Raw genomic sequence first — 23,127 nt, forward strand, 5'->3', positions numbered from 1 at the left:
GACTCCGGCTGGGCCGCCTGCGGGGCGCGGCGGCGGCGCTCGCGCACGGGCGCCTCGGCGACCGCGACGGCCTCCGCGCGGCGCGGCTCGTCGAGCGCGTGGGAGCGGGCGCCCCCACGGGCGGCGGTGATCGCCTCGACCAGGTCGCCCTTGCGCATCTTCGAGGTGCCCTTGACGCCGAGCTCCGACGCGAGGGCCTGCAGCTCGGGCAGGCGCAGCGCGGTGATGGAGCCGGCGCGGGCGGACCCGCCGGACGGCGTCACGGCGGGATCGATGGTGTCTGTCACGAAGGACCCTTCCCCTCGTCGGTGGCCGTTCCCGCGGGGACGGGGGTGCGGCCGGGTCCCGGTCAGACGACCGGGACGGAAGTGGAGCGGCACGGCGCGTTCGACGACGTCTGCGACATCTGCGCTCGTGGGCTGGATCGTTCCCGGGTGGTCGACTCGCGGGGTGAGCCCGGGCACGTGGCGGCGCGGGCGACCCGGAGGACGAGGTCCGGGGAACGCGTCGATGCTACCACCGCGGCTCCCCGCTCAGCCCCGTGCTCCCGCACCCGTCGGACGTCACCCGATCGGGCGGTCCGCGAGGTCAGCGACCCGCTCGGCCCGCGCGCCGATGGTGTCCACGGCGAGCGGCAGGATCCGCCATCCACCCATGACGCCGCCGAACGCGTCGCGCAGCGCGTCGTCGGCGTCGGTCGCGACGACGACCCCGTCACCGGCGCCCGTGCGCCCGCCGTCGGGCACCTCCGCGGCGCCCGGGACCCGGCGTGCGAGCGCGAGGACCGTCGGCCCCGCACCCGAGACGACGGCCGGCACGCCCGCCGCGCGCAGGACGTCGACGAGCGCCATCGAGTGGCGCATGACGGGGCGGCGGTACTGCTGGTGCAGCCGGTCCTCGGTCGCGGCGAGCAGCAGGTCAGGCCGACGTCCGAGGGCCTCGACGAGGAGCGCGGCACGGCCCGCCTGGAACGCGGCGTCGCCGTGCGGGACGGTCGCCGGCAGGACACCCCGGGCCGCCTTCGTCGACAGGTGCGTCGCGGGGACGACCGCCACGGGGACGACGTCGGGGTGCACGGCGATCCGGGCGGCGTCGACCCCGCCCGCGGCGTCGGTCCACGCGACCGTCGCGCCGCCGAGCAGCGCGGGCGCGGCGTTGTCGGGGTGGCCCTCCATCTGCGTCGCGAGCGCCAGGGCGACGGCGTCGTCGAGCGACTCCGGCTCGGCGACCAGTGCGCGCGCCGCGACGATCCCCGCGACGACCGCGGCGGCGGACGAGCCGAGCCCCCGCCCGTGCGGGATGCGGTTGTGGCAGACCAGGTGCAGGCCGGTCTGCGGGGCGCCGACGTGGTCGAGCGCGGCGCGCAGCGCCTGGACGACGAGGTGCGACTCGTCGTCGGGCACCTCCCCCGCGCCCTCGCCGGTGACCTCGACCCGCACGCCCGACGTGCCGAGCGCGCGCACCTCGAGCTCGTCGTGCAGCGTCAGGGCGACACCGAGCGCGTCGAAGCCCGGGCCGAGGTTCGCGCTCGTCGCGGGGACGCGGACGCGGACGTGGTCCGCACCCAGCCGCATCGCGGGCCTCAGTCCAGGCCGAGGGCGGACGCGATGGACACGACGTCCGCGGACACCCGCACGGGCTCGACGTCGTGACCCTCGGGGGTCTTGAGGGCCCACTGCGGGTCCTTGAGGCCGTGGCCCGTGACGGTGATGGCGATGCGCGCGCCGGCGGGCACGCGGCCCTGCTCGGCGAGCGCGAGGAGCCCCGCGACGCCCGCGGCCGACGCCGGCTCGACGAACACGCCGACCTCGGCCGACAGGATGCGGTGGGCGGCGAGGATCTGCTGGTCCGTGACGGCCTCGATGAGCCCGCCCGAGACGTCGCGCGCCTCCTCGGCCTGCTGCCAGGACGCGGGGTTGCCGATGCGGATCGCGGTCGCGATCGTCTCCGGCTCGTCGACCGGGTGGCCCTTGACGATGGGCGCGGCCCCGGCCGCCTGGAAGCCCCACATGACGGGCGTGCGCGTCGCGACGGCGGTGTGCGCGGCCCCCGCGTCGAGGCCCGCGTACTCGCGGTAGCCCTTCCAGTACGCGGTGATGTTGCCCGCGTTGCCGACCGGCAGGACGTGGATGTCGGGGGCGTCGCCGAGCGCGTCGACGATCTCGAACGCGCCCGTCTTCTGGCCCTCGATCCGGTCCGGGTTCACCGAGTTCACCAGGTCGACGGGGTACGCCTCCGCGAGCTTGCGGGCCGCGATGAGGCAGTCGTCGAAGTTGCCGTCGACCTGCAGCAGCCGCGCGCCGTGCGCGATCGCCTGCGAGAGCTTGCCCATCGCGATCTTGCCGTCCGGCACGAGCACCGCGCAGAGCATGCCCGCGCGGGTCGCGTACGCGGCGGCCGACGCCGACGTGTTGCCCGTCGACGCGCACACGACCGCCTTCGCGCCGCGCGCCGCCGCCGCCGAGATCGCGGTCGTCATGCCGCGGTCCTTGAACGAGCCCGTGGGGTTCATGCCCTCGAACTTCACGTGCACGTCGGCGCCCGTGCGCTCGGACAGCACCGGCGCGGGGATCAGCGGGGTGCCGCCCTCGCCGAGGGTCACCACCGTCTCCTGGACGTGCGCGGGCAGACGGTCGGCGTACTCGGCGATCACGCCGCGCCACTGGTGGGCCATCAGATTCCTTCGACTCGCAGGACGGAGACCACGCTGCGCACCACGTCGAGGCCGGCGACGGCGTCGACGGTGGCACGCAGGGAGGCGTCGGGGGCGGTGTGCGTGGTGATGACGAGGTGCGCGACGGCCGACGCGTCTCCGCGGGCGGGGGCGCCCTCGACGGACGGCGACTGCCGTACCGCCTCGATGGACACCCCGCGGGAGGCGAGCTCCGCGGCGACCTGAGCGAGCACGCCCGGGCGGTCGGCCACCTCGAGCCGCACCTGGTAGCGCGTGCGGGCGACCGCGGTCGGCAGGACCGGCAGGTCGGCGTAGGACGACTCGACCGGGCCCCGCCCTCCCAGCACGCGGTGCCGGGCGACCGAGACGACGTCGCCGAGCACGGCAGACGCGGTCGGGACGCCGCCCGCGCCGCGCCCGTAGAACATGAGCTCGCCCGCGGACTCGGCCTCGACGAACACGGCGTTGAACGCGCCCCGCACACCGGCGAGCGGGTGCGCCTGCGGCAGCAGCGCGGGGTGCACGCGCACCAGGACCCCGGCGGTGCCGTCGGCGTCCTCGCCGCGCTCGGCGATCGCGAGCAGCTTGATGACGTGGCCGGTGCGGGCGGCCCACTCGACGTCGTCGGCGGTGACGGCGGTGATGCCCTCGCGGTGCACGTCGTCGAGCGAGACGCGGGTGTGGAAGGCGAGCGAGGCGAGGATCGCGGCCTTCGCGGCGGCGTCGTAGCCCTCGACGTCGGCCGTCGGGTCGGCCTCCGCGTACCCGAGGGCCTGCGCCTCCTTGACCGCCTGGTCGAGGTCGAGCCCCTCGGACGTCATGCGGTCGAGCACGTAGTTGGTCGTGCCGTTGACGATGCCGAGGACGCGGCGCACGTGGTCGCCCGCGAGGGACTCCCGCACGGGCCGCACGATCGGGATGGCGCCCGCGACGGCGGCCTCGAAGTAGAGGTCGACGCCCGCCTCGTCGGCCGCGGCGTACAGCGTCGGGCCGTGCTGGGCCAGCAGCGCCTTGTTGGCGGTGACGACGGACGCGCCGTGCTCGATCGCGTGCAGCAGCAGCGACCGGGCCGGCTCGATGCCGCCCATGACCTCGACGACGACGTCGGCCTTCTCGACGAGCGCGGTGCCGTCGGCCGTGAGCAGCGCCCGGTCGACGACCGGGTCCCGCTCGACGTCGACGTCGCGGACCGCGACGCCCACGAGGTCGAGGTGCGCGCCGACGCGGGCGGCGAGGTCGTCGGCCTGCGTCGTGAGGAGCCGCACGACCTCCGTCCCGACGACGCCGCAGCCGAGCACGGCGACGCGCAGGGGCGGACGGGAGTCGGGCGACGGGACCACGGGCGGGCCTTTCGGTCGGTGGGGCCACACGCCTGCGCGGCGCGTGACGCCGCCCAGGATAGAGGGGGCGCCCCGGGGGTCGGATCGCCCGTCCAGGCTCCGGCCTGACCACCTGCTGGACGGGCGTCTTGTTAGGACAGGCTTACCTGGCTTAGGGTCGGGGTGCTGACGACCTGTCAGCATCCGCAGTCTCCGCAGCATCCGACGAGGAGCCGCCACCATGAGCGCACCGACCGACGAGCACGTGCTCACCACCCCGCTCTCGGCCGCGCTGCGCGCCGGCACCCGCGAGGACCACGAGAACGCCGAGCGCTCGCCGTTCGTCGAGCACCTCGTCAGCGGGCGGCTCGACGTCGCCGCGTACACCGACCTCGCGGCCCAGCAGCTCGCCGTCTACACCGCGCTCGAGGCCGCCGGGGCCGCCCTGCGCGCCGCGGGCGACGACGGCGCCCTCGTGTTCGACGAGCTCGAGCGCGTGCCCGCGATCGAGGCGGACCTCGCCCACCTGCTCGGACCGGCCTGGCGCGACCAGGTCCGGACCCTGCCCGCGACCACCGCATACGTCGAGCGGCTGCACGCCGTCGCCGGCGACCTGCCCGCCTACGCCGCGCACGCCTACACGCGCTACCTCGGCGACCTGTCCGGCGGGCAGATCCTGCAGCGCATGATCGAGCGGCACTACGGGCTGTCCGGCGCCGGGCTGACGTTCTACGACTTCCCGCAGATCCACAAGCTCAAGCCGTTCAAGGACGTCTACCGCGAGCGCCTCGACGCCCTCGACCTCACGCCCGGCCAGCGCGCCGCCGTCGTCGAGGAGGCGCGCCTCGCGTTCCGGCTCAACCAGGCGATGTTCGCCGACCTGGGCGCGGTGCACGTCCGCTGACGCGGGCGACGTCGAGGTCGCCACTCCGGGCCGAGGTCGTCACTCCGGGCCGAGGTCGTCAGCCGCAGCCGGCGACCTCGACCGGACGTCACGACCTCGGCGCCCGGTCCTCGCCGGTCCGCCCGCGGGAGCGGACGAGGGGGACGGCCACCGCTCCCGCGACCACCAGGAGCACGACGACCAGGAGCGTCCACGGGACGGCCCACGTCGCCGCGCTCGACCGGTCCGCGGCGGTGTCCCCGCCCCCGATCCCCACGACCTCGCCGGTCACCGCGACGTCCGCCGTCAGGCGCACCGTCGGACGCACCCCCGGCAGCACGACCTCGCGCTCCAGCGACGAGCCCGCGAGCACCTCCGGCAGGGCCGTCACCGGGCTCGTCCGCGCACCGACGTCACCCGGGCCCGCGACCGTCACGGCCTCCGCCGGCAGCAGCCGGGCGTTGCCCGTGTTGACCAGGCGGTACGTCACGACCGTCCGGCCCGCCCCGAACGGGTTCGCCGTGCCCTCGTAGCGGACGCGGACGTCCCGCACGCTCAGGCCCGGCGCCAGGTCACCGGCGACACGGGCGTGCACGCGCAGCGCGAGGCGGTTGTCGCGCGCGACCGTCGAGCCCGTCGCGGCGGAGAGGAAGGACGTGACCACTCCCCCGGCGTGGTCGCCTGGGGCGGCGTCGGCGGGGACCGTCAGGACGAACGGGACCGTCGTCGAGGCGCGCGGCTCGACGACGACCTGACCGCCCGGCACGTCGAGCGCGAGCCACGCGCCGAGGTCGGCGGGCTCCTCGTCGGCCGTCAGCAGGTCGAGGTGCCCGGCGGGGGTGGTGAACGCGTCCGTCCCGTAGACGGTGAGCGTCAGGGGTGCGTCGGAGCGGTTCGTCACGACGACGGCGTCGTGCACGACGTCACCGGGGGCGACGTCGTAGGAGAAGTTGGCGCGACCCGCGCCGAGCGGGCCGTCGGCGGGCGCGAGCGACCAGGCGACGTCGCCGGTCGTGTCGGCGAGGACCTCCGCGAGCGCCGCCGCGGTCTCGACGCCGGTGGGGACGCCGTGTGGAAGGTCCGTCGCGCGGGGCGCGACAGAGGTTCCACGCGCAGCCGCAGCCGTGCCGAGCGAGGCGAGGGCCGAGGCGTGGGCGGCGGGCATGAGGGGCGCTGTGGGCGTCGAGCGCGCTGGGGGCGCAGCGGGGGTCCCGATGGCCGGGACGGCCGCCAGGACGGCGACGATCCCGGCGGCGAGGACGGCAGTGGCGGCCGTGGCCGCGACGTGCGCGGCGAGTGCACGGCGGGTGGAGCGCCGTCGGTGCGGCAGCCGCCGGGCGACCCCGGCGCCGCGGACCGTCACGAGGGACGGACCGGGCGCCGGGACCACCGGCGTGCGGGGGGAGGGAGCGTCGTGCACGAGGGGCTCAGCCCACGGCGGTGAGGGTGAGGACGCCGGAGTAGGCGCCCGCGGGGGTGTCCAGCGGCAGGCTGAGCGTGAGGTCGGCACCGGCGGTGACCGCGCCCGACGTCGACCCCGCCGGGGCGAACGCGAGCGTGGACCCGGCGGCGAGGCCGCCCGAGGCCGCGGGGGCGACAGCGGCACCGGCTGCGGCGACCGAGCCGGTCACGTGCGGGGCCCAGCCGAGGCGCGAGCCCGGGAAGGACGCCGTGCCGTCGGCCGACGCGAACCGCCCGGTGGACCCGGTGATCGACCAGCCCGGCGACGCCGGGCGTGTGTCGGACACCGTGATCGCGGGCAGCGCGCCGACGGCCGTGAACGCGGCGTCGCCGGCGGTCGCGGTCCCGAGCGACACCGCGCCCGACCCCGCGACGGTCCACGAGAACGCCCCCGGGTCGACAGGCGTCTCGGGCACCGTGACGTCGACGTCGAGGTCGCCCGCGAACGACAGCGGGACGAACAGCTCCTGCGCGGCGTTGGCGGCCGCACCGCCCGCGGCGAACACGTAGACGCCGTAGGTGCCGGTCGTCTGCGCCGCGGCCTTGACGTCGAGCTGGGCGGTGAACGAGCCGTCCGGCTGCAGGACGACGAGCGCGGGCGCCTGGCTCGGGTAGTCGGTGCCGACCTGCGTGTAGGACGGCTCGGGCAGCGCCCACTTCTGGCTCGTCACGGGACGGGCCGCGGACGCGGCGCCGGCGGACGGGCGCCACACGTCGGCGAACCGGCCGAACGCGACGTAGACGCCGGTCGGCTGGCCGTTCGCGACCGGCGGGCGGCCCGTCGCGAGGTTGGCGGCCGGGTCGAACCCGGTGCCCGTGACGGTGACCGTCTCGGTCCCGGCGGGGTCGAACCCGCTGGTCTTCGAGACCGTGATCTGCGGGCTCCACACGGGGGCCGTGGCCGACTCGCGGTCCGCGGTCACCGTGAAGTCGTCGAGCGCGGCACCCTCCTGCAGGAAGTTCTGCAGGGCGGCGGCACCGTCGGCCGTGAGGGCCACACCCGTGCCCGACACCGTGACGGACTGCGCCGTCAGGGTGACGTCGACGTCCGTGACCGTGCCGAGGACGACGTCGTCGCCGCCGTACGTCCCGGCCGTGTACCCGAGGTTGTTCTCCGGGATGACGACCGACAGGTCGCCGACGAGCGAGCCCACGCCGCCGCTGACCACGACGGCCACGTCCGTGACCGTGACGGTGAACGCGTGCGACGGGAACGCGAAGACCGCGCCGCCCGCGGACTCGACCCGCAGGTCGTCGGCCGACGTCACCGAGCCGCCCGTGACGGGCAGCAGGTACGGCAGCGTCTCGTTGGGCGTCGCGGTGTTCTCCGGGACGGCGGGCGTGCCGTCGACGTCGAACTGCGCCGGCGCGAGGACCGTGATGCGCTGCCCGACCGGCACCGCGCCGATCGGCGGCAGCGCGGCGGTCTGCCGGCCGACGTAGTTCCGGAACGACTGACGGAAGCCCCACTCCAGGGTCCCGTCCGTCGGGTCACCGGCTGCGGCCTGCGCCGGCAGGCCGACGGCGACCCCGCCGAGCCCGACCGCGAGCGCGGTGAGCCCGACGACGGCGGCCCGACGGCCGCGCGTACGTGCTGTGTGCATCGTCTCCCCTTGATGCTGGTGGTGTTGCCCGCCCCCCCGGTCGGGCGTGGGCCGGTCGGCCCGTCCTCGCGCTCAGGGCGCAGGGATCCTGCCGCGGCCGGGCAGCACGAGCCACCCGCGCCGGAAACCGAGGACGGCACCGGACGTGCCGAGGAGCAGCCCGGCGACGCCGAGCCCCGTGACCGTGGGGTCGTCGCGGAGGGTCGTGGCGACGGCGGTGACGAGCGGGGTGCGCGGGCCGGAGAACGACTGGCTGGTGACACCGGGGACGGCGGCGACGGGGTCGGCCGCGGTCGGCGCGGCGGCCGTGGCCGCGCGGGATCGGGGTGCCGACGTCGAGCCGGTCGTCGTACCGGTCCCGCCTGCGGTCGCCGTGGTCGGCGCCGGCGCGGCGGCGAGCGTCTCGTCGTCGACCGCCTGCCCCGCCGTCCAGCGGACGACGAGCGGCGACGCGACCTTCCGACGGTCGGCCTCGCCGCCGGACGTGTACCAGTACGGTCCCTGCCCGGTGAGCTGCTGGAACTGCACGAACGACGCCGGGAACGCACCCCACACCCCGGCGTTCGCGTCGGTCCGCGCCACCTGGTCGGGCGCGGCGGCCGTGACGCCCAGGTAGCGCGGGGTCACGGTGAAGCCCGTCGTCGCGCCCGTCGGCACCCGCTCGAGGTCGGCGAGGACGACCTGCCGCGGCGCGAGCGGCGCCCACACCGACGTGTCCTCGCGGGACGTCGCGTACCCGCCGACGAGCGCCGTGAGCGTGCCCGTGCCGTCGGGCCGGACCTCGAGCACCGGGTCGCTCGCCCACCAGTACGTCAGGCCGCCGTAGAACACGACCGTGAACGTGCCGGACCACGTGACGCGAGCCGTGCCCGCGACAGGGTCGACGACGCCCGTGCCGCCCGTCACCGAGACGCGTGCCTGCGACGTCGCGTCGCCCCGCACCGGTGTCCCGCCGGGCGTGCTGCACCGCGTGTCCCACGACGCGGCGCGACCGTCCGCGCTGCCGTCGGGCACCCGGACCCGGACCGGGCCGTCCTGCGCGCGGTACAGCCCGTCCGCCGCGGTCCAGACGTGCGAGCCGCCCGCGTCACCCGTCGCGCCGGGCCGCCCCGCCATGAGGAAGTGGCAGCCGCCCGCGGGGGCGGCGGCCCCCGTCTCGGCGTTGAGCGACCACAGGAGCTCGGCGTCGCGGACCTCGAAGGCACGGTCGCGCGACTCGGGCACGACGACCGACACGGTCAGGTCCGTGCCGCCCGACGGACCGTCGGCGGCGAGCGCGGGGACGGCGACGGCCGTGGCGAGGAGGCCGAGCAGCGCGGACGCAGCCAGGCGGCGACGCAGCCGCGCCCCGCGGGCACCGAGAGAGCCCCGGGCGGAGCGGGCGGGTCGGGCGGTCATCGGTGGCCTCCTGCCGGCGCGGCGTCGACGGTGGGCAGCACGACGGTGGCGTGGTCCTTCTCGGCCCGCGCGTCGGCGAGGTCGTCGGTCGCTCCGCTCGCCGCGCGGCGACGCTCGGTGCGGCGGCGTCCGGCAGTCACGGCCGACGAGACGACGACCGCGAGCAGGACGAGCGCGGCGACGCCGACGGCGATCTCGACCGGTGACCACCCCGCGTCGGCCTGCGCGTCGGCGGCGGCTGCCTCGGCGGCCTCCTGCGCGGAGACGACGGCCGGGTCCTTCGTCGCGGTGAACTCGGTCTGCGGCGCGGCCCCCGAGCCGGCGCCGGTGAGCCGCAGGACGTGAGTCCCGGCGCGCAGGTCGGCGGGCAGCTCGACGAAGCCGGCGACCTCGCCGTGCATCCCGGCGGTGAGCGGGCCGACGGCGAGGCGCCCGTCGTCGACGGTGCCGACGACCTGCTCGCCCGGCAGGAACCCCTGGCCGGTGAAGCCCATCGCGCGGCCCACGACGGCAGTGGCCCGGTCGACGCCGACGGTCGCGCTCACGGGCTCGACGGCGGTGGCGCCGAGCGCGGGGGCCGTCGCGTCGGCGGGTGCGTCGGCGGCGGGCGCCGGGTCCGCGGGCGCGCTGCCGAAGGTGAGCGGCGTGAACGTCTCGTTGGCGGCGTTCTTCACGCCGTGCGCGCCGAGGGTGATGACCCCGCAGGTCACGGTCGTGCAGTCGACGGTCGTCGCGGCGCCGGACCGGTCGACCGCGGAGAACCGGGCGCCGGGGACGACGAGCGTCGTGCTCCACGACCCGTCGGCCGCGAGGACCCCGCCGTTCGCGGCCGCCGCGGTGTCCGAGCCGGGGAACGCGACGAACCGCTGGTGACCGGCGTTGTCGGCCGACTCGCTGTCGGGCACGTAGCGCAGGTCCTCCCCCGTCTGGCCGCCGTTCGACGGCCGCCAGGTGCCGCCGCGCGGGTCGTCGACCCACCCGAACACGACGTAGATGCCGCCGAACCCGCCCTGCACGGACTGGAAGCCGGAACCGCGGACCGTGAGCGTCGTCGGGCCGTCGGTGCGCAGCGTGCCGCCCTCGACCTGCACGTCGACGCGGGCGGCGGCGTGCGCGGCCGGGGCGGTCGCGAGGAGCGTGCCGAGCAGCGCGACGGGCGCGAGCAGGCCCGCGAGCAGGCGGTGGGCGGGCGTCATGCGGGGACCTCCGCGGTCGTGCGGACGGGCAGGACGACGAGCTCGGCCGACCCGGGCGCGGCGCCGGGCCGCTCGACGACCTCGACGGGGTGCCGGTAGACGTCGCTGAGCAGGGCGGCGGTGAGGACGTCGCGCGGCGGCCCGTCGGCGCGCACCCGGCCGTGGTCGAGCACGACGACGCGGTCGGCGTACGCGGCTGCGAGCGTGAGGTCGTGCAGCACGACGACGACCCCGGCGCCGTCGCGTGCGGCAGCCCGGGCACGGCCGAGGACGGCCTCCTGGTGGCGGACGTCGAGCGCGGCGGTCGGCTCGTCGAGCAGCAGGACCGCGCCCTCCTGCGCGAGCGCCCGGGCGAACGCGACGCGGGCCCGCTCGCCGCCGGACAGCGTCGGGTGGGTGCGGTCGGCGAGCGCGAGGACGTCGGCGTCGTCCATCGCGGCCTGCACGACGCGCTCGTCGGCGTCCTCGCGCGCGGTGCCGCGCCACGGGTGGCGTCCCATCGCGACGACCTCGCGGACGCGGAACGGGAACGAGACGCGGTGCTCCTGCGGCATGACCGCGCGACGGCGCGCGAGCTCGGCGAGCGGGCGGCGGCGCACGTCGACGTCGTCGAGCAGCACCTGGCCGCGGTCGGGGCGCGGGTCGCCCGCGAGGACCCCGAGCAGCGTGGACTTGCCGGCGCCGTTCGGACCGACGAGCGCGACGACCTCCCCGGCGCGGACGTCGAGGTCGACGCCGTCGAGCACGACCGTCCGCCCGTACGCGAGACGCACGCCGCGGGCGCGCAGCAGGACGCTCATGCCCACCCTCCGGCGCTCGCGCGGGTCCGGCGGATGAGCCAGAAGAAGAACGGTCCGCCGACGAGCGCGGTGAGCATGCCGATCGGCAGGTCCGCGTAGGGGACTGCGGTGCGGGCGACGAGGTCGGCACCGAGCAGCAGCGTCGCGCCGCCCAGGGCGGACGCGGGCACGAGGACCGCGTGACCGGGCCCGACGGCCATCCGCACGAGGTGCGGGACGACGAGCCCGACGAACGCGATGACCCCGCAGAACGCGACCGCGGCGGCGGTGAGCACCGCGACGACGACGACCGCGGTGATGCGCAGCCGCTCGACGTCGACGCCCAGGTGCCGAGCGGACCGCTCCCCCAGCGCCAGCAGGTCGAGCCGACGGGCCAGCAGCAACGAGCCCGCGACGCCGATCACGACGAGCGGCGCGACGACCGCGACGTAGACCCAGCGCGTGCCGTTGAGCGAGCCGAGCTGCCAGAACACGATCTGCTCGCGCGCCTGCGTGTCACCGAGGAACGTGAGGAACGCGACCGCGGCGCCCGCGACGGCGTTGACCGCGACCCCGGTGAGGACGAGCGTCACGACCTCGGTCCGGCCGCCCGCGCGAGCCGTCGCGTAGACGACCCCGGTGGCGACCAGCCCGCCGACGAACGCGAGCAGCGCGACCGTCCACGTCCCCGCGAACGTCCACCCCGTGACGATGGCGAGGCACGCGCCGACCGCCGCGCCCGACGAGACCCCGACCACGCCCGGCTCGGCGAGCGGGTTGCCGAACACGCCCTGCAGCACCGCACCGCCGGTCGCGAGGGCCGCGCCGACGAGGACCGCCATGACGATGCGCGGGAACCGCACGCTCCACAGCGCGGCGTCGCCGTTCGGGTGCGTCGGCACCGTGCCCGCGTCGAGGCCGAGGCGGTGCAGCAGCGACCCGACGACCTCGGCCGGCGGGACGTGCAGCTGGCCGCTGCCCGCCGCGACGACGGCGAGGACCAGCAGGGCGACGGTCAGGCCGCCGAACAGCCCGACCCGACGCCACCGACGTGCGGGCCGCGCGACGCTCCCGGTCGTCGAGTCGCCCGAGGCGTCCCCCCGAGGTGCACCTGCCGGTTCGCGCGCGGTCGGGCCCTCGACCGCGGCGCTCACGGGGGTCGTCACGACGTCGCCCGTCGTGTCGCCGGTCGTCGTGGCGCTCACGCCCCCGCCTCCGCGGGTGCGTACAGCGCGACCGCGAGGGCGTCGAGGACGTCGGCGGTCGCGGGCCCGAAGCTCAGGACCTGCGCGTCGGCCACGTCGACGACGCGCCGCTTCTGTCCCGCGGGCGTGCTGGCGACCGCGGGCAGGCGCTCGAGCAGCCCGTCGACGCCGCCGACGGACGCGAGGCCGTCGGTCATCATGAGGATCACGTCGGGCCGGGCGGCGATGAGGCCCTCGTCGTTGAGCGGGCGCATGCCCTCCCAGCCGATCTCGCCGGCGACGTCGACCGCGCCGACGGCCTCGACGAGCGAGTCGGCGCCGGACCCCTCGCCGAACAGGTAGTAGACGCCCGCCTGGCCGCGGGCGTACAGGAACATGACGCGCAGCCGAGCGGCGGGGTCGGCGGGTGCGACGGCGGCGATCTCCGCGATCTTCGCGTCGACCTCGCCCTGCGCGCGGGTCGCGAGCGTCTCCCCCGCGTCGGGCACGCCGAGCGCGGCGGCGACCTGGCGGACGAGGTCGCCGACGCCGCCGACCTCGCGGTGGGCGTCGACGACGACGACGGGGATGCCGGCGTCGCGGACCTGCAGGACGACGTCCCACGGCCCGAGGGTCGTGTCGGTGACGACGACCGTGGGCGCGAGCTCGAGGATCGCCTCCGCGGACAGGTCGTGACCGCCGCGCGTGACGAGCGGACGGTCGGCGACCTCGGCGAACTGCGAGGACACGTCGCGGCCGACGACGCTGTCGCCGAGGCCGAGCTCGAAGACGGTGCGGGCGAGGGTCCCGTAGACGTCGAGGGCGAGGATCCGGCTGGTGTCGGTGACGGTGACCGCGGTGCCCTGCGCGTCGGTGACGGTGACGGGCAGCTGCGGGTGCGGGTCGTCGGTGATCGGCCGCACGGCGGCGTCGGCGACGACGGCCGTCGACGGGCCCTCGGCGGTGCGCGGGTCGTCGAGCGTCGTGACGTCGGCGAGCCGGACACCTCCGTCGGGTGTGCCGTCGGCCGCCACGGTGCCGGTCGAGCAACCGGCTGTGATGAGCAGCGCGACGAGCGCTGCGAGCCCCCTGCGCTCGGGCCGTCGGGTCCCCGCGCGCACGTCATCAACCCCATCCACCAGCAAGAACGCGACGCGGGCCGCGTCACTGAGGTGAACCTAACTCAGGTAAGCCTCACCTATCAAACGGGTGCGGGTGTGGCATGGGACACAGGTCCCGCCGCCGGCAACCGGCCGCCCGGGCGCCACGCCGCCGTCATCCCGCCGCGCCGACCCGGCCCTCACGGTCGCGACCCCGTCGTCACGCCCGGACCGACCGGACGACCGGTCACCAGGACGGGGTCGCACCCGCCGATGCACCACGCGCCGCCCACCCCGTCCTCACGCCCGGACCGACCGGCCGACCGGTCACCAGGACGGGGTCGCGGAGGCGGGCGGGCCCGCACAGGCGGACGACCCCGTCGTCACGCCCACGTCGGCCTGCCGACCGGTCACCAGGACGGGGTCGCGGGCGGGGCGAGGCGGGACGAGGTCGGGTCAGGGCGGGCAAGTCCGGGTCAGGACGGGTGACGACGGGTCAGGACGCGTGACGACGGTCAGGACCCCTGACGACGGGTCAGGACGCCTGACGACGGGTCAGGAGGGGGTCAGGCGTCGCCGACGTCGAGGGCCAGGAGGTCGTCGACCGTCTCGCGGCGGACCAGCACCCGGGAGGCGCCGTCGCGCACCGCGACGACCGGCGGACGCGTCAGCAGGTTGTAGTTGGACGCCATCGACCGCCCGTACGCCCCCGTCGCCGCGACCGCGAGCAGGTCGCCCGCGCGCACGTCGCCGGGCAGCCGGACCTCGTGCACGACGACGTCGCCGCTCTCGCAGTGCTTGCCGACGACGCGCGCCAGCACGGGCTCGGCCGACGACAGCCGCCCGACGACCTCCGCGTGGTAGTGCGCGCCGTACAGCGCGGGCCGGATGTTGTCGCTCATCCCGCCGTCGACCGAGACGTACAGCCGGGTCCGACCGTCGTCGACCCGCACGGGCTTGACCGTCCCGACGGTGTAGAGCGTGAGGCCCGCGGGCCCGACGATCGCGCGCCCCGGCTCGATGGAGAACCGCGGCAGGTCGGTGCCCAGGTCGGCGGCGCTCTGCTCGACCGACGCCGCGATCTCCTTGGCGATCCGGTCGGGGTCGAGCGCGACCTCGCCCGGCAGGTAGGCGATGCCGTACCCGCCGCCCAGGTCGACCTCGTCGACGAGCACCCCCGTCCGGCGGGCGAGCCGGGCGCGGAGCGCGAGGACCGCGCGGGTCGCCACGGCGAACCCCGACGGGTCGAGGATCTGCGAGCCGATGTGCGAGTGGATGCCGAGCAGGCGCAGCTCCGGGCGTGCCAGCACGGCGAGCAGCCCGGTCATCGCGGGGCTGTCGTCGTCGGCGTCCGCGACGGTGTCCGCGGTGCCCGTCGACGGCGCGAGCGAGAGGCCGAACTTCTGGTCCTCGTGCGCGGTCGAGATGTACTCGTGCCCGCCCGCGTGGACGCCGGTCGTCACGCGCACCATGACGGGCGCGGGGTCTCCCCCGCGGGCTGCGACGGTGTCGGCCAGGCGCTCGATCTCGACGAGCGAGTCGACGATGATCCGGCCCACGCCCGCGTCGAGCGCGGCCGCGTGCTCGGCGTCGGACTTGTTGTTGCCGTGCAGCCCGATGTCGGCGCCGGGCACGCCGGCCCGCAGCGCGACGGCGAGCTCGCCGCCCGACGCCGTGTCGACGCGCAGGCCCTCGGCGTACACCCAGCGCGCGACCGCGACCGAGAGGAACGCCTTGCCGGCGTAGTACACGTCGACCTCCGCGCCGACCTGCGCGAACGCCTCGGTGAACGCGCGACGGTAGGCGCGCGCACGGATCCGCAGGTCGTGCTCGTCGAGCACGTACGCGGGGGTGCCGTGCGCGGCCGCGAGCGCGCGCACGTCGACGCCGCCGACGCTCACCGCGCCGTCGGGCCCGCGCTCCACGCCCGTCGACCACGGCTCGCCGGGGATCGTCGTCGGGGCGTGGTGGTGCCCGTGGGGCCGTGGGGCCCCCGCAGCGCTCACATGCGCTCCGGCGCGCTGACGCCGAGCAGCCCGAGCCCGTTGGCGATGACCTGGCGCGTCGCGTCGTTGAGCCACAGGCGCGTGCGGTGCACGTCCGTGACCTCCTCGTCGCCGAACGGGGTCACCCGGCGCTGGTCGTACCACTTGTGGTACGCCCCGGCGAGCTCCTCCAGGTAGCGCGCGACGCGGTGCGGCTCGCGCAGCTCGGCGGCCTGCGCGACGACGCGCGGCAGCTCCGCGAGCTGGCCGATGAGCACGGCCTCCGACTCGTGGTCGAGCAGCGACGCGTCGAACCCGTCCTCCTTGCGGACCCCCGCCTCGGCCGCGTTGCGGCCCACGTTGACGGTCCGGGCGTGCGCGTACTGCACGTAGAAGACCGGGTTCTCGTTCTTCGCCGACGCCAGCAGGTCGAGGTCGAGGTCGATCGCCGAGTCCGCCGACGACCGCGCGAGCGAGTACCGGGCCGCGTCGACGCCGACCGCGTCGACCAGGTCGTCGATCGTCAGGACCGTGCCCGCGCGCTTCGACATGCGCACCGGCTGGCCGTCCTTCACGAGGTTGACGAGCTGCCCGATGAGGATCTCGAGGTTGACGTGCGGGGTGTCGCCGAACGCCGCGCACACCGCCATCATCCGGCCGATGTAGCCGTGGTGGTCGGCCCCGAGCATGAGCAGCACGCGGTCGAACCCGCGCTCCCGCTTGTCGAGGTAGTAGGCGATGTCGCCGGAGATGTAGGCGCCCTCGCCGTCGGACTTGATGACGACGCGGTCCTTGTCGTCCCCGAAGTCGGTCGTGCGCAGCCACACCGCACCGTCCTGCTCGAAGACGTGACCGCCGGCGCGCAGCCGCTCGACGGCCCGGTCGACGGCGCCCGACTCGTGCAGCGAGTCCTCGTGGAAGTACACGTCGAAGTCGACGCCGAAGTCGTGCAGCGACTGCTTGATCTCGGCGAACATCAGGTCGACGCCGCGCACCCGGAACGCCTCGGTGGCCTCGTCGAGCGGCAGCGTGCGCGGGTCCGGCTCGCCCGCCGCGAGCGCGTCGGCCACGACCTGCTCGGCGATCTCCGTGATGTACGAGCCGCCGTACCCGTCCTCCGGGGCGGCCTGACCCAGCGCACGCGCGACGAGCGAGCGCGCGAACCGGTCGATCTGCGCGCCGTGGTCGTTGAAGTAGTACTCGCGCGTGACGTCGGCGCCCGACGCCTGCAGCACGCGGGCCAGGCTGTCGCCGACGGCCGCCCAGCGCACGCCGCCGATGTGCAGCGGTCCCGTCGGGTTCGCCGAGACGAACTCGAGGTTGAGGCGCGTGCCGGCCAGCGAGTCGTTCTGCCCGTACTCCGGCCCGAGCTCGACGATCGAGCGCGCGAGCTCGCCCGCGGCCGCCGCGTCGAGGCGGATGTTGAGGAACCCCGGCCCCGCGACCTCGACGGACGCGACGCCGGGCGTCTCCTGCAGCCGGCGCGCGAGCTCCTCGGCGAACGCCCGCGGGTTCGAGCCGGCCTTCTTCGCGAGCTGCATCGCGACGTTCGTCGCCCAGTCGCCGTGCTCACGCTGCCGCGGTCGCTCCAGGTGCACGGTGGCCGGCACGGCGGCCGGGTCCAGGGCGAACGTGCCGTCGTCGACGGCGTGCACGAGAGCGGCCCTCAGGGCCTCGGAGAGCTGGGCGGGAGTCACCCGTCAAGGGTAGGGGACGGCCGGTGCGCGCCCGATCCCGTTATCGGTACCGGTACGCCTCCCCGTCCGGCGGGCGACACGGCGCGCCGACCAGCCGAAACGGTGGCGTCCGCCCACGCGCCGGTGTTGACTGCGCCCATGCCAGGACAGGGAACCTGAGGCCCATGGCGCGACGCCCCGGACTCATCGACACCGCCGTCGACGCACTCCGCAGCCGCATCTCCGCCGGCGAGTGGCCCGTCGGCTCCCGCATCCCTCCCGAGCCCGCGCTCGTCGACCTGCTCGGCGTCGGCCGCAACACGGTGCGCGAGGCCGTGCAGTCGCTCGTGCACGCCGGCCTGCTCGAACGCCGCCAGGGATCCGGCACCTACGTGCTGTCGACGTCGGAGATGGCCGTCACGATGGGCCGGCACATCGCCGAGGCCCGGCAGCGCGACGTCGTCGAGGTGCGCCGCGCCCTGGAGGTCGAGGCCGCCCGCCTCGCCGCCCGGCGCCGCACCGCGACCGACGCGTCCGCCCTGCTCGACGCCCGTGACGCGCGCGCCGTGGCCTACCGCGCCGGGGACATCGACGCGATGGTCGTCACCGACCTCGACCTGCACCGCGTCATCGTGCGGACCGCCGCGAACCCCGTCCTCGCGTCGCTGTACGAGAACCTGCTCGACGCCATCGGGGAGAACATCCGGTTCAACTTCGTCACCGACGCGCACGGTCACGACTCGCACGACGGCCTGGTCGAGGCCATCGTCGCCGGCGACGACGAGCGGGCCGTCGCGGAGACCTCGGGGTACCTGTCGACGTTGCTCGGCGAGCCGTGACGGCTCCGTCCGCGTTGCCGGGCGAGCCGCGACGGCTGATACGCTGACGCTCGCTTCCTGACCGGTACGTCTGCGTCCCGGTCATGCGCCCGTAGCTCAGTGGATAGAGCGTCTGCCTCCGGAGCAGAAGGTCGTAGGTTCGAATCCTATCGGGCGCACGTCTGAGGGCCGCACCGTCGCCGAGCGACGTGCGGCCTTTGTCGTCTCCGTTTCGACGGACCGTCCGAGCAGTTCAGAGGTCATTTCGAGCAGTGAGCAGGTTCCGCGTCGCGGCGGAGCTGGCTCCGACCAGCGGGCTCCTCGACCCATGTGGCGCTCCTCGTCGCCGACACACCTCGGGCGGCCGCCGCGACACAGGGTCTGCTGCACGGATAGGTGAAACCTGACCTGTGGGGACGAGGTCCCCGCTGGAAGGATGTGCACCGTGCCCAGGCCCTATCCGAAGGAGTTCCGTCGGGATGTCGTGGCGGTCGCCCGTCGTGGTGAGGCTCCGATCAAGCAGATCGCTCATGACTTCGGGATCGCGGAGTCGTGTCTGCGCAACTGGCTGCGTGATGCTGACGTCGAGGAGGGCAACCGTCCTGGCGTGGCCGCCTCAGAGTCGGCCGAGCTGCGCGACGCGCGCCGGCGCATCCGGCTGCTGGAGCAGGAGAACGAAGTGCTGCGCCGGGCGGCTGCCTACTTGTCGCAGGCGCAGCTGCCGGGAAAAGGCTCTACCCGCTCGTGAGTGAGCTCGCCGTCGACGGGGTGCCCGTTGCGGTGACGTGCCGGGTCCTCAAGCTCGCCAGACAGCCCTACTACCGCTGGCTCGCCTCGCCGGTCGGTGCGCGTGAGCTCGAGCAGGCGCACCTCGCGAACGCGCTGTTCGACGCTCACCGCGACGACCCCGAGTTCGGCCACCGGCTGCTCGCCGACGAGGCCGCTCGTGCCGGTCTGGTGGCCTGTGACCGCACGGTGTGGCGGATCTGCTCGGACAACGGGTGGTGGTCGGTGTTCGGCAAGAGACGCCCGCGAGGTGGCAAGAAGGCCGGCCCGCCCGTTCACGACGACCTCGTACTGCGGCGATTCTCGGCGAGCAGGCCGAACGAGCTGTGGCTGTGGGACATCACCGAGCACCCAACGAGCGAGGGCAAGGTCTACCTGTGCGCGATCAAGGACGTGTTCTCCAACCGGATCGTCGGCTACTCGATCAGCGACCGGATGACCGCACACATCGCGGTGAACGCGCTGGCCAGCGCCGTGCAACGCCGCGGTAACGTCGCCGGGTGCGTCGTTCACGGCGATCGTGGAAGCCAGTTCCGAAGCCGCAAGGTCCTGCGTGAGCTGACCCGCCACGACCTGGTCGGGTCGATGGGCCAGGTCGCCTCCGCAGGCGACAACGCCGCCACCTAGTCGTTCTTCTCGCTGCTGCAGAAGAAGTCCTGAACCGACGCCGCTGGACCACCCGCGACGAACTACGCCTGGCGATCATCACCTGGATCGAGAGGACCTACCACCGCCGCCGACGCCAAGCCCGCCTCGGTCGCCTCACGCCCATCGAGTACGAGACCATCAACACCCCTCAGGTCGCACTCGCCGCCTGAGACCCGCTGTCACCTACTCGTGCACCAGACCCGCTCGTCGGACAGACGTCCCATGTGCGCTCACGCATGGAAGTGTCGGAACATCGGCAACCCGCCGTGATGTGCGCCGCCGCTACCGACCCAGTGCCGCCCTGATCAGCGGAGGCCACGGCGCCAGCAGCTCGTCCGTCTCAGCGGCGTTGGCCCCGCCGTGCTCGACGAACGACACGGCGACTGGCATTGCGCACGTACTCGTCACCGTCGCGAAAGCCGCGCTCTGTCACAACGAGGATGCTCGTCACCAGGGCCGCGTCGCCGGCGCGGAAGGCCGAAACGGCCAGACGCAGGAGGTCATGTAGCAGCAGGTGCAGGAGAACCATGCCGTCATCCGGATCGCGGTTCTCCGTCACCAGGACGCCCACTTGAGGAGCCGCCGCCAGCAGCTCGTCGACGAAGCGCTCGGCAATCAGCACGGTGCCCGTGTGCAACACAACGCGAGCCCCACCGAGTGCTCGCCGGATCCAAGGTGGTCGGCTTTCAAACGTCGATCCCTGGTCAAATCCGTGGCCGTCGTGAGACACCAAATGAGCAGGTCAAACCGCCTCAGAAGGGGTGATTGCCGCTGTACCCTTTCGCGTGCAGCAACCCGTAAGAGCGTTCCCAACACCAGTCATTCGACTTTCGACAAGACAGGGGTACCCATGCGACGCATCACACGCGGTTCCATCGTCGTCCTCGCGACGGCAGCCACGCTGTCCCTCGGGATGACGGCCGCGCAGGCGGCGTTCCAAGCTGGATGGCGCACGGCGAACGAGTGCGCACTGCTCACCATCGACGGGTGCAGCGTCGCCACGATCGCCACCTCCACCCGGGTGACGGTCGACGACGGCGGCTGCGCGCAGGACGTCGGCCTCGGCGTCAAGGTGGGGTCGACGACGTACGCGCCGATCTTCGCGGCGACGTCGGTGTCGCGCACCGGCAACGGCATCACGCAGTACAACGCCTGGCACGCCTGACCTGCCAGTGCACGTGCGCTGGTGCGATCGGCGATGGCCTGTCGCACCAGCGCCACCACTACCCTCGAGTCGCCAACCACTACGAAGGACGTGCACGGCACCATGAAGACGACGCGGCTGCTCCTGCTGGTGTGCGCGGTGCTGCTCGGCGCGGCAGCCTGCTCCACCGCCCCTGACGACGCCTCGCCCAGCACTGACCCGAATGCTGTCTTCGCTGACGTTCTTGCTGAAGCGGAAGAGGCCGGCGCTAGTGACGAGCAGCTCGCCACGCTGCGCGAAGCGGTCGAGAAGCGCACGGTGCCCATTGAAGCGGCTCGCGAAGCTGCCCGCCGGACCGTCGTCTGTATGCAGGAAGCGGGACTCGACGCTCAGTACGACGAGCAGCAGGTGTCCCATGGCCTGGTCATCCCGGGGTATGCCGTGCAGACCGGCACTGACGGCGATGAGGACATCGACGCCCAGATCGCGGCGTGCGACGACAAGGAGTACATCTACGTCAGCCGCGCCTACCAGCTGCAACCGTCATCGCTAGAGTCCGCTGAGAAGTTCGTCGAGCAGCAGGCGCCCGTGATCCAGGCATGCCTCGAGGACAACGGCGTCAAGACCGACCCGAACGCGACCGGTCACGAGCTCGCCGAGCTGGCCTCCCAGACGATGCGCGACACAGGGTCGGTGAACTGCCTGGCCGAAGCCGGGATCGAGGCGTGGTGAAAGGACGGGCGGGCGTCGCCACCGTGGCGCTGGCGCTCGGGCTCGCAATACCGCTCGCCGTCGGTGCGGGGCTCGCCGTCGTGACGCTCATGCGCTCACCGCTGGACTCGAACACCCCGCAAGAACCGATCATCGCGACCGTTGGCAGAGCTGAACGTCTCGACACGCAGACCGCGACCGTCTCCTGGGTCCCGGCGAGCACCCAAGTCGTGCGCACGCAGGCCACCGGCACCATCACACAGCTCTCGCTCACTGTGGGCGCGCCCCTCACCAGCGGGGACACGGTCATGAGCGTCGACGGTGCACCCGTGGTCGCGTACGTCGCACCTGCGCCCCTGTACCGGGACATCGGCGCTGGCATGAGCGGAGACGACGTGACGACCGCACAACGCCTGCTCGTCACCGAGGGCCACCTGTCCCGCGCCGACGGAGAGGTGGGCCAGGCCACTACCCGGGCGATCCTCGAGTTCAACAAGGCCCACGGACGCGGGGACAGCTCGACGTTGAGCGTCAGCTCGTTGCAGTGGGTTCCCGAAGGCAGCGGCGCACCGCAGGAAGTGCACGTGCACGTCGGAGACGTCATTGGCCCCCAAGGCGACCTGTACACGACCGCAACCTCAGGGGACCAGATCGTCGTCACCACGACGGCCGCCGACACCGACCGAACCCTGACGGTCGGAGGCGCGAAGGTGCCGCTGCCGGCGACCGTCACACACATCACCGTCCCCACCGACGTCACCGCCGTGCGTGAGGCGATGGCCGGCGAACCAACCGCTACGGCAACGGTCGCCGCAACGGTCGCCCGCCAGGTAGGGACCGTACCCGCGTCCGCGGTCGTCATCGACGACGACGGCACCGCGTGTTTCTTCCCGGGCGTAGACGGGAACCCCATCCAGATCGCCGCCGAACAAGGGTCGTTCGGGCTAGTGGACGTCGACCCCGAGCTGGTCGGGACGCCGGTCCTGGCCGATCCTCGCCACACCCGCACGGACCTGTCGTGCGCGTAACCGCCGACCACGTCAGCTTCACCTACCCCAGGGCCACTAGACCCGTCCTGGCCGACCTGTCCTGCGATCTTCCCTCGGGTTCGACCACCGCGATCGTCGGCCCGTCCGGCTCCGGCAAGACGACCCTGCTGTCGCTGCTTGGCGGGCTGCTGCGCCCGCAGGACGGCCAGTTCACGTGTATCGACGAGCGGGGTGCCCAGCACACCCCGCGTGAGGTATCCACGTGGGTGCTGCAGACCGTCTCGCTGCTGCCCGACCGAACGGTCGAGGACAACGTTCGCCTCGGGGCGTTCCTCGACGGCGCCACCCCGGCGCAGGCGCATGACCGTGCGTTGACGGCCCTGGCCGACATGGGACTGGCTGACCGGATCGGTGAGCGCGCAGCCGTCCTGTCAGGTGGTGAAGCGCAACGCGTCGCGATCGCTCGAGCGCTCGCTTCACGCCGCCCGGTGCTGTTCGCCGACGAACCCACCGGCCAGCTCGACGCCGCCACCACCGACGTCGTCCTCGACGCGATGTTCGCCTCCGCTCGGCGCACCCTGGTGCTCGTCACGCACGACGAGCGCGCTGCGGCCCGCTGCGACCAGGTGCTGTACCTACGCGACGGACAGCTGCAAGACGAAGCCGCCGGCGTCGCGCGATGAACCGCGCCTCGTCTCCCCCGTCCGCACGTGTGTGGCCCGTTCGGCTTGCGGCGGCCGAAGGAGCGGCAAACGCCCGTTCCGGACGATGG

At 74.4% G+C, this 23,127-nt stretch carries 20 protein-coding genes, 1 tRNA gene and 1 pseudogene; 8 read left to right on the forward strand and 14 right to left on the reverse strand.

Translation table 11 applies throughout. From position 1 onward, the window contains the following. The 4 genes from CBZ_RS07320 to CBZ_RS07335 form a co-directional block, all read right to left on the reverse strand. Positions 1-287: Rho termination factor N-terminal domain-containing protein (locus CBZ_RS07320; protein WP_174768644.1), on the reverse strand; the 287-nt coding region annotated here is incomplete at its 3' end. A 276-nt stretch (positions 288-563) separates the two neighbouring features. Further along, positions 564-1,574 carry a homoserine kinase gene (thrB, locus tag CBZ_RS07325; protein ID WP_130780924.1) on the reverse strand — a complete coding sequence of 337 codons (1,011 nt, stop codon included), beginning with the start codon at positions 1,572-1,574 and terminating at the stop codon, positions 564-566. An 8-nt stretch (positions 1,575-1,582) separates the two neighbouring features. Further along, a complete protein-coding gene (gene thrC / locus CBZ_RS07330; protein ID WP_130780925.1) occupies positions 1,583-2,674 on the reverse strand; it encodes a threonine synthase in 1,092 nt (363 codons plus the stop codon). Beyond that, positions 2,674-4,014 (reverse strand): homoserine dehydrogenase, encoded by a 1,341-nt coding sequence (locus CBZ_RS07335; RefSeq protein ID WP_130780926.1) that lies wholly within the window; start codon positions 4,012-4,014, stop codon positions 2,674-2,676. The genes thrC and CBZ_RS07335 overlap by 1 nt, the downstream gene beginning before the upstream one ends. Before the next feature lie 220 nt (positions 4,015-4,234). Here CBZ_RS07335 and CBZ_RS07340 point away from each other — a divergent pair, with 220 nt between their 5' ends. Next, positions 4,235-4,897 (forward strand): biliverdin-producing heme oxygenase, encoded by a 663-nt coding sequence (locus CBZ_RS07340; protein WP_130780927.1) that lies wholly within the window; start codon positions 4,235-4,237, stop codon positions 4,895-4,897. An 88-nt stretch (positions 4,898-4,985) separates the two neighbouring features. On the opposite strand, the gene CBZ_RS07345 is transcribed toward CBZ_RS07340, so the two are convergent. The 9 genes from CBZ_RS07345 to argS all read right to left on the reverse strand — a co-directional run bounded on the left by CBZ_RS07345 (position 4,986) and on the right by argS (position 17,280). Next, on the reverse strand, positions 4,986-6,041 hold the full coding sequence (locus CBZ_RS07345) for a WxL protein peptidoglycan domain-containing protein (RefSeq protein WP_130780928.1): 1,056 nt from the start codon (positions 6,039-6,041) through the stop codon (positions 4,986-4,988). A 262-nt stretch (positions 6,042-6,303) separates the two neighbouring features. Next, positions 6,304-7,941, reverse strand: coding sequence for an HtaA domain-containing protein (locus tag CBZ_RS07350; protein ID WP_130780929.1), 1,638 nt, complete (start codon positions 7,939-7,941; stop codon positions 6,304-6,306). Between the two features lie 72 nt (positions 7,942-8,013). Further along, positions 8,014-9,339, reverse strand: a complete 1,326-nt coding sequence (locus CBZ_RS20795) for a hypothetical protein (protein ID WP_165446690.1) — start codon at positions 9,337-9,339, stop codon at positions 8,014-8,016. Beyond that, positions 9,336-10,535: a hypothetical protein gene (locus tag CBZ_RS07365; protein ID WP_130780932.1), complete on the reverse strand. Its 1,200-nt coding sequence runs from the start codon at positions 10,533-10,535 to the stop codon at positions 9,336-9,338. The genes CBZ_RS20795 and CBZ_RS07365 overlap by 4 nt, the downstream gene beginning before the upstream one ends. Beyond that, positions 10,532-11,335, reverse strand: a complete 804-nt coding sequence (locus tag CBZ_RS07370) for a heme ABC transporter ATP-binding protein (RefSeq protein ID WP_130780933.1) — start codon at positions 11,333-11,335, stop codon at positions 10,532-10,534. The genes CBZ_RS07365 and CBZ_RS07370 overlap by 4 nt, the downstream gene beginning before the upstream one ends. After that, a complete protein-coding gene (locus tag CBZ_RS07375; RefSeq protein ID WP_165446693.1) occupies positions 11,332-12,345 on the reverse strand; it encodes a FecCD family ABC transporter permease in 1,014 nt (337 codons plus the stop codon). The genes CBZ_RS07370 and CBZ_RS07375 overlap by 4 nt, the downstream gene beginning before the upstream one ends. 170 nt (positions 12,346-12,515) lie before the next feature. Further along, a complete protein-coding gene (locus tag CBZ_RS07380) occupies positions 12,516-13,619 on the reverse strand; it encodes a heme/hemin ABC transporter substrate-binding protein (RefSeq protein ID WP_130780934.1) in 1,104 nt (367 codons plus the stop codon). 545 nt (positions 13,620-14,164) lie between these two features. After that, the gene (lysA, locus tag CBZ_RS07385; protein ID WP_130780935.1) at positions 14,165-15,604 is read right to left on the reverse strand and encodes a diaminopimelate decarboxylase; all 1,440 of its coding nucleotides are present in this window, start codon (positions 15,602-15,604) and stop codon (positions 14,165-14,167) included. Next, entirely contained in the window at positions 15,601-17,280 is a 1,680-nt protein-coding gene (gene argS / locus CBZ_RS07390; protein ID WP_130780936.1) for an arginine--tRNA ligase, read from the reverse strand. The genes lysA and argS overlap by 4 nt, the downstream gene beginning before the upstream one ends. A gap of 164 nt (positions 17,281-17,444) precedes the next feature. On the opposite strand from argS, the gene CBZ_RS07395 reads away from it, so the two are divergent. The 3 genes and pseudogenes from CBZ_RS07395 to CBZ_RS07405 all read left to right on the forward strand — a co-directional run bounded on the left by CBZ_RS07395 (position 17,445) and on the right by CBZ_RS07405 (position 19,681). Further along, a complete protein-coding gene (locus CBZ_RS07395; protein ID WP_130780937.1) occupies positions 17,445-18,098 on the forward strand; it encodes a FadR/GntR family transcriptional regulator in 654 nt (217 codons plus the stop codon). An 85-nt stretch (positions 18,099-18,183) separates the two neighbouring features. Next, positions 18,184-18,256: transfer RNA gene (locus CBZ_RS07400), tRNA-Arg, on the forward strand. 266 nt (positions 18,257-18,522) lie between these two features. Continuing rightward, positions 18,523-19,681 (forward strand): annotated as a pseudogene (locus CBZ_RS07405) (IS3 family transposase). A gap of 170 nt (positions 19,682-19,851) precedes the next feature. On the opposite strand, the gene CBZ_RS07410 reads toward CBZ_RS07405, so the two are convergent. After that, complete coding sequence (locus CBZ_RS07410) at positions 19,852-20,133, reverse strand: DUF7674 family protein (RefSeq protein WP_130780938.1); 282 nt, start codon at positions 20,131-20,133, stop codon at positions 19,852-19,854. A gap of 228 nt (positions 20,134-20,361) precedes the next feature. On the opposite strand from CBZ_RS07410, the gene CBZ_RS07415 reads away from it, so the two are divergent. From CBZ_RS07415 to CBZ_RS07425, 4 genes are all read left to right on the forward strand, one after another. Further along, positions 20,362-20,676 carry a hypothetical protein gene (locus CBZ_RS07415; protein ID WP_130780939.1) on the forward strand — a complete coding sequence of 105 codons (315 nt, stop codon included), beginning with the start codon at positions 20,362-20,364 and terminating at the stop codon, positions 20,674-20,676. 90 nt (positions 20,677-20,766) lie between these two features. Next, positions 20,767-21,387 carry a hypothetical protein gene (locus tag CBZ_RS07420; protein ID WP_130780940.1) on the forward strand — a complete coding sequence of 207 codons (621 nt, stop codon included), beginning with the start codon at positions 20,767-20,769 and terminating at the stop codon, positions 21,385-21,387. 23 nt (positions 21,388-21,410) lie between these two features. Beyond that, positions 21,411-22,394 (forward strand): peptidoglycan-binding protein, encoded by a 984-nt coding sequence (locus CBZ_RS20800; RefSeq protein WP_165446691.1) that lies wholly within the window; start codon positions 21,411-21,413, stop codon positions 22,392-22,394. Beyond that, the gene (locus tag CBZ_RS07425) at positions 22,385-23,038 is read left to right on the forward strand and encodes an ABC transporter ATP-binding protein (protein WP_165446692.1); all 654 of its coding nucleotides are present in this window, start codon (positions 22,385-22,387) and stop codon (positions 23,036-23,038) included. Before CBZ_RS20800 ends, CBZ_RS07425 begins: the two co-directional genes overlap by 10 nt. Positions 23,039-23,127 lie beyond the last annotated feature (89 nt).

This window comes from Cellulomonas biazotea, from assembly GCF_004306155.1.
Classification (GTDB): Bacteria; Actinomycetota; Actinomycetes; order Actinomycetales; family Cellulomonadaceae; genus Cellulomonas; species Cellulomonas biazotea.

Coding starts and splice junctions, on each gene's coding strand:
- thrB (WP_130780924.1), bottom strand. CDS start 1,574: ATGCGGCTGGGTGCGGACCACGTCCGCGTCCGCGTCCCCGCGACGAGC.
- thrC (WP_130780925.1), bottom strand. CDS start 2,674: ATGGCCCACCAGTGGCGCGGCGTGATCGCCGAGTACGCCGACCGTCTG.
- CBZ_RS07340 (WP_130780927.1), top strand. CDS start 4,235: ATGAGCGCACCGACCGACGAGCACGTGCTCACCACCCCGCTCTCGGCC.
- CBZ_RS07345 (WP_130780928.1), bottom strand. CDS start 6,041: ATGCCCGCCGCCCACGCCTCGGCCCTCGCCTCGCTCGGCACGGCTGCG.
- CBZ_RS07350 (WP_130780929.1), bottom strand. CDS start 7,941: ATGCACACAGCACGTACGCGCGGCCGTCGGGCCGCCGTCGTCGGGCTC.
- CBZ_RS20795 (WP_165446690.1), bottom strand. CDS start 9,339: ATGACCGCCCGACCCGCCCGCTCCGCCCGGGGCTCTCTCGGTGCCCGC.
- CBZ_RS07365 (WP_130780932.1), bottom strand. CDS start 10,535: ATGACGCCCGCCCACCGCCTGCTCGCGGGCCTGCTCGCGCCCGTCGCG.
- CBZ_RS07370 (WP_130780933.1), bottom strand. CDS start 11,335: ATGAGCGTCCTGCTGCGCGCCCGCGGCGTGCGTCTCGCGTACGGGCGG.
- CBZ_RS07395 (WP_130780937.1), top strand. CDS start 17,445: ATGGCGCGACGCCCCGGACTCATCGACACCGCCGTCGACGCACTCCGC.
- CBZ_RS07415 (WP_130780939.1), top strand. CDS start 20,362: ATGCGACGCATCACACGCGGTTCCATCGTCGTCCTCGCGACGGCAGCC.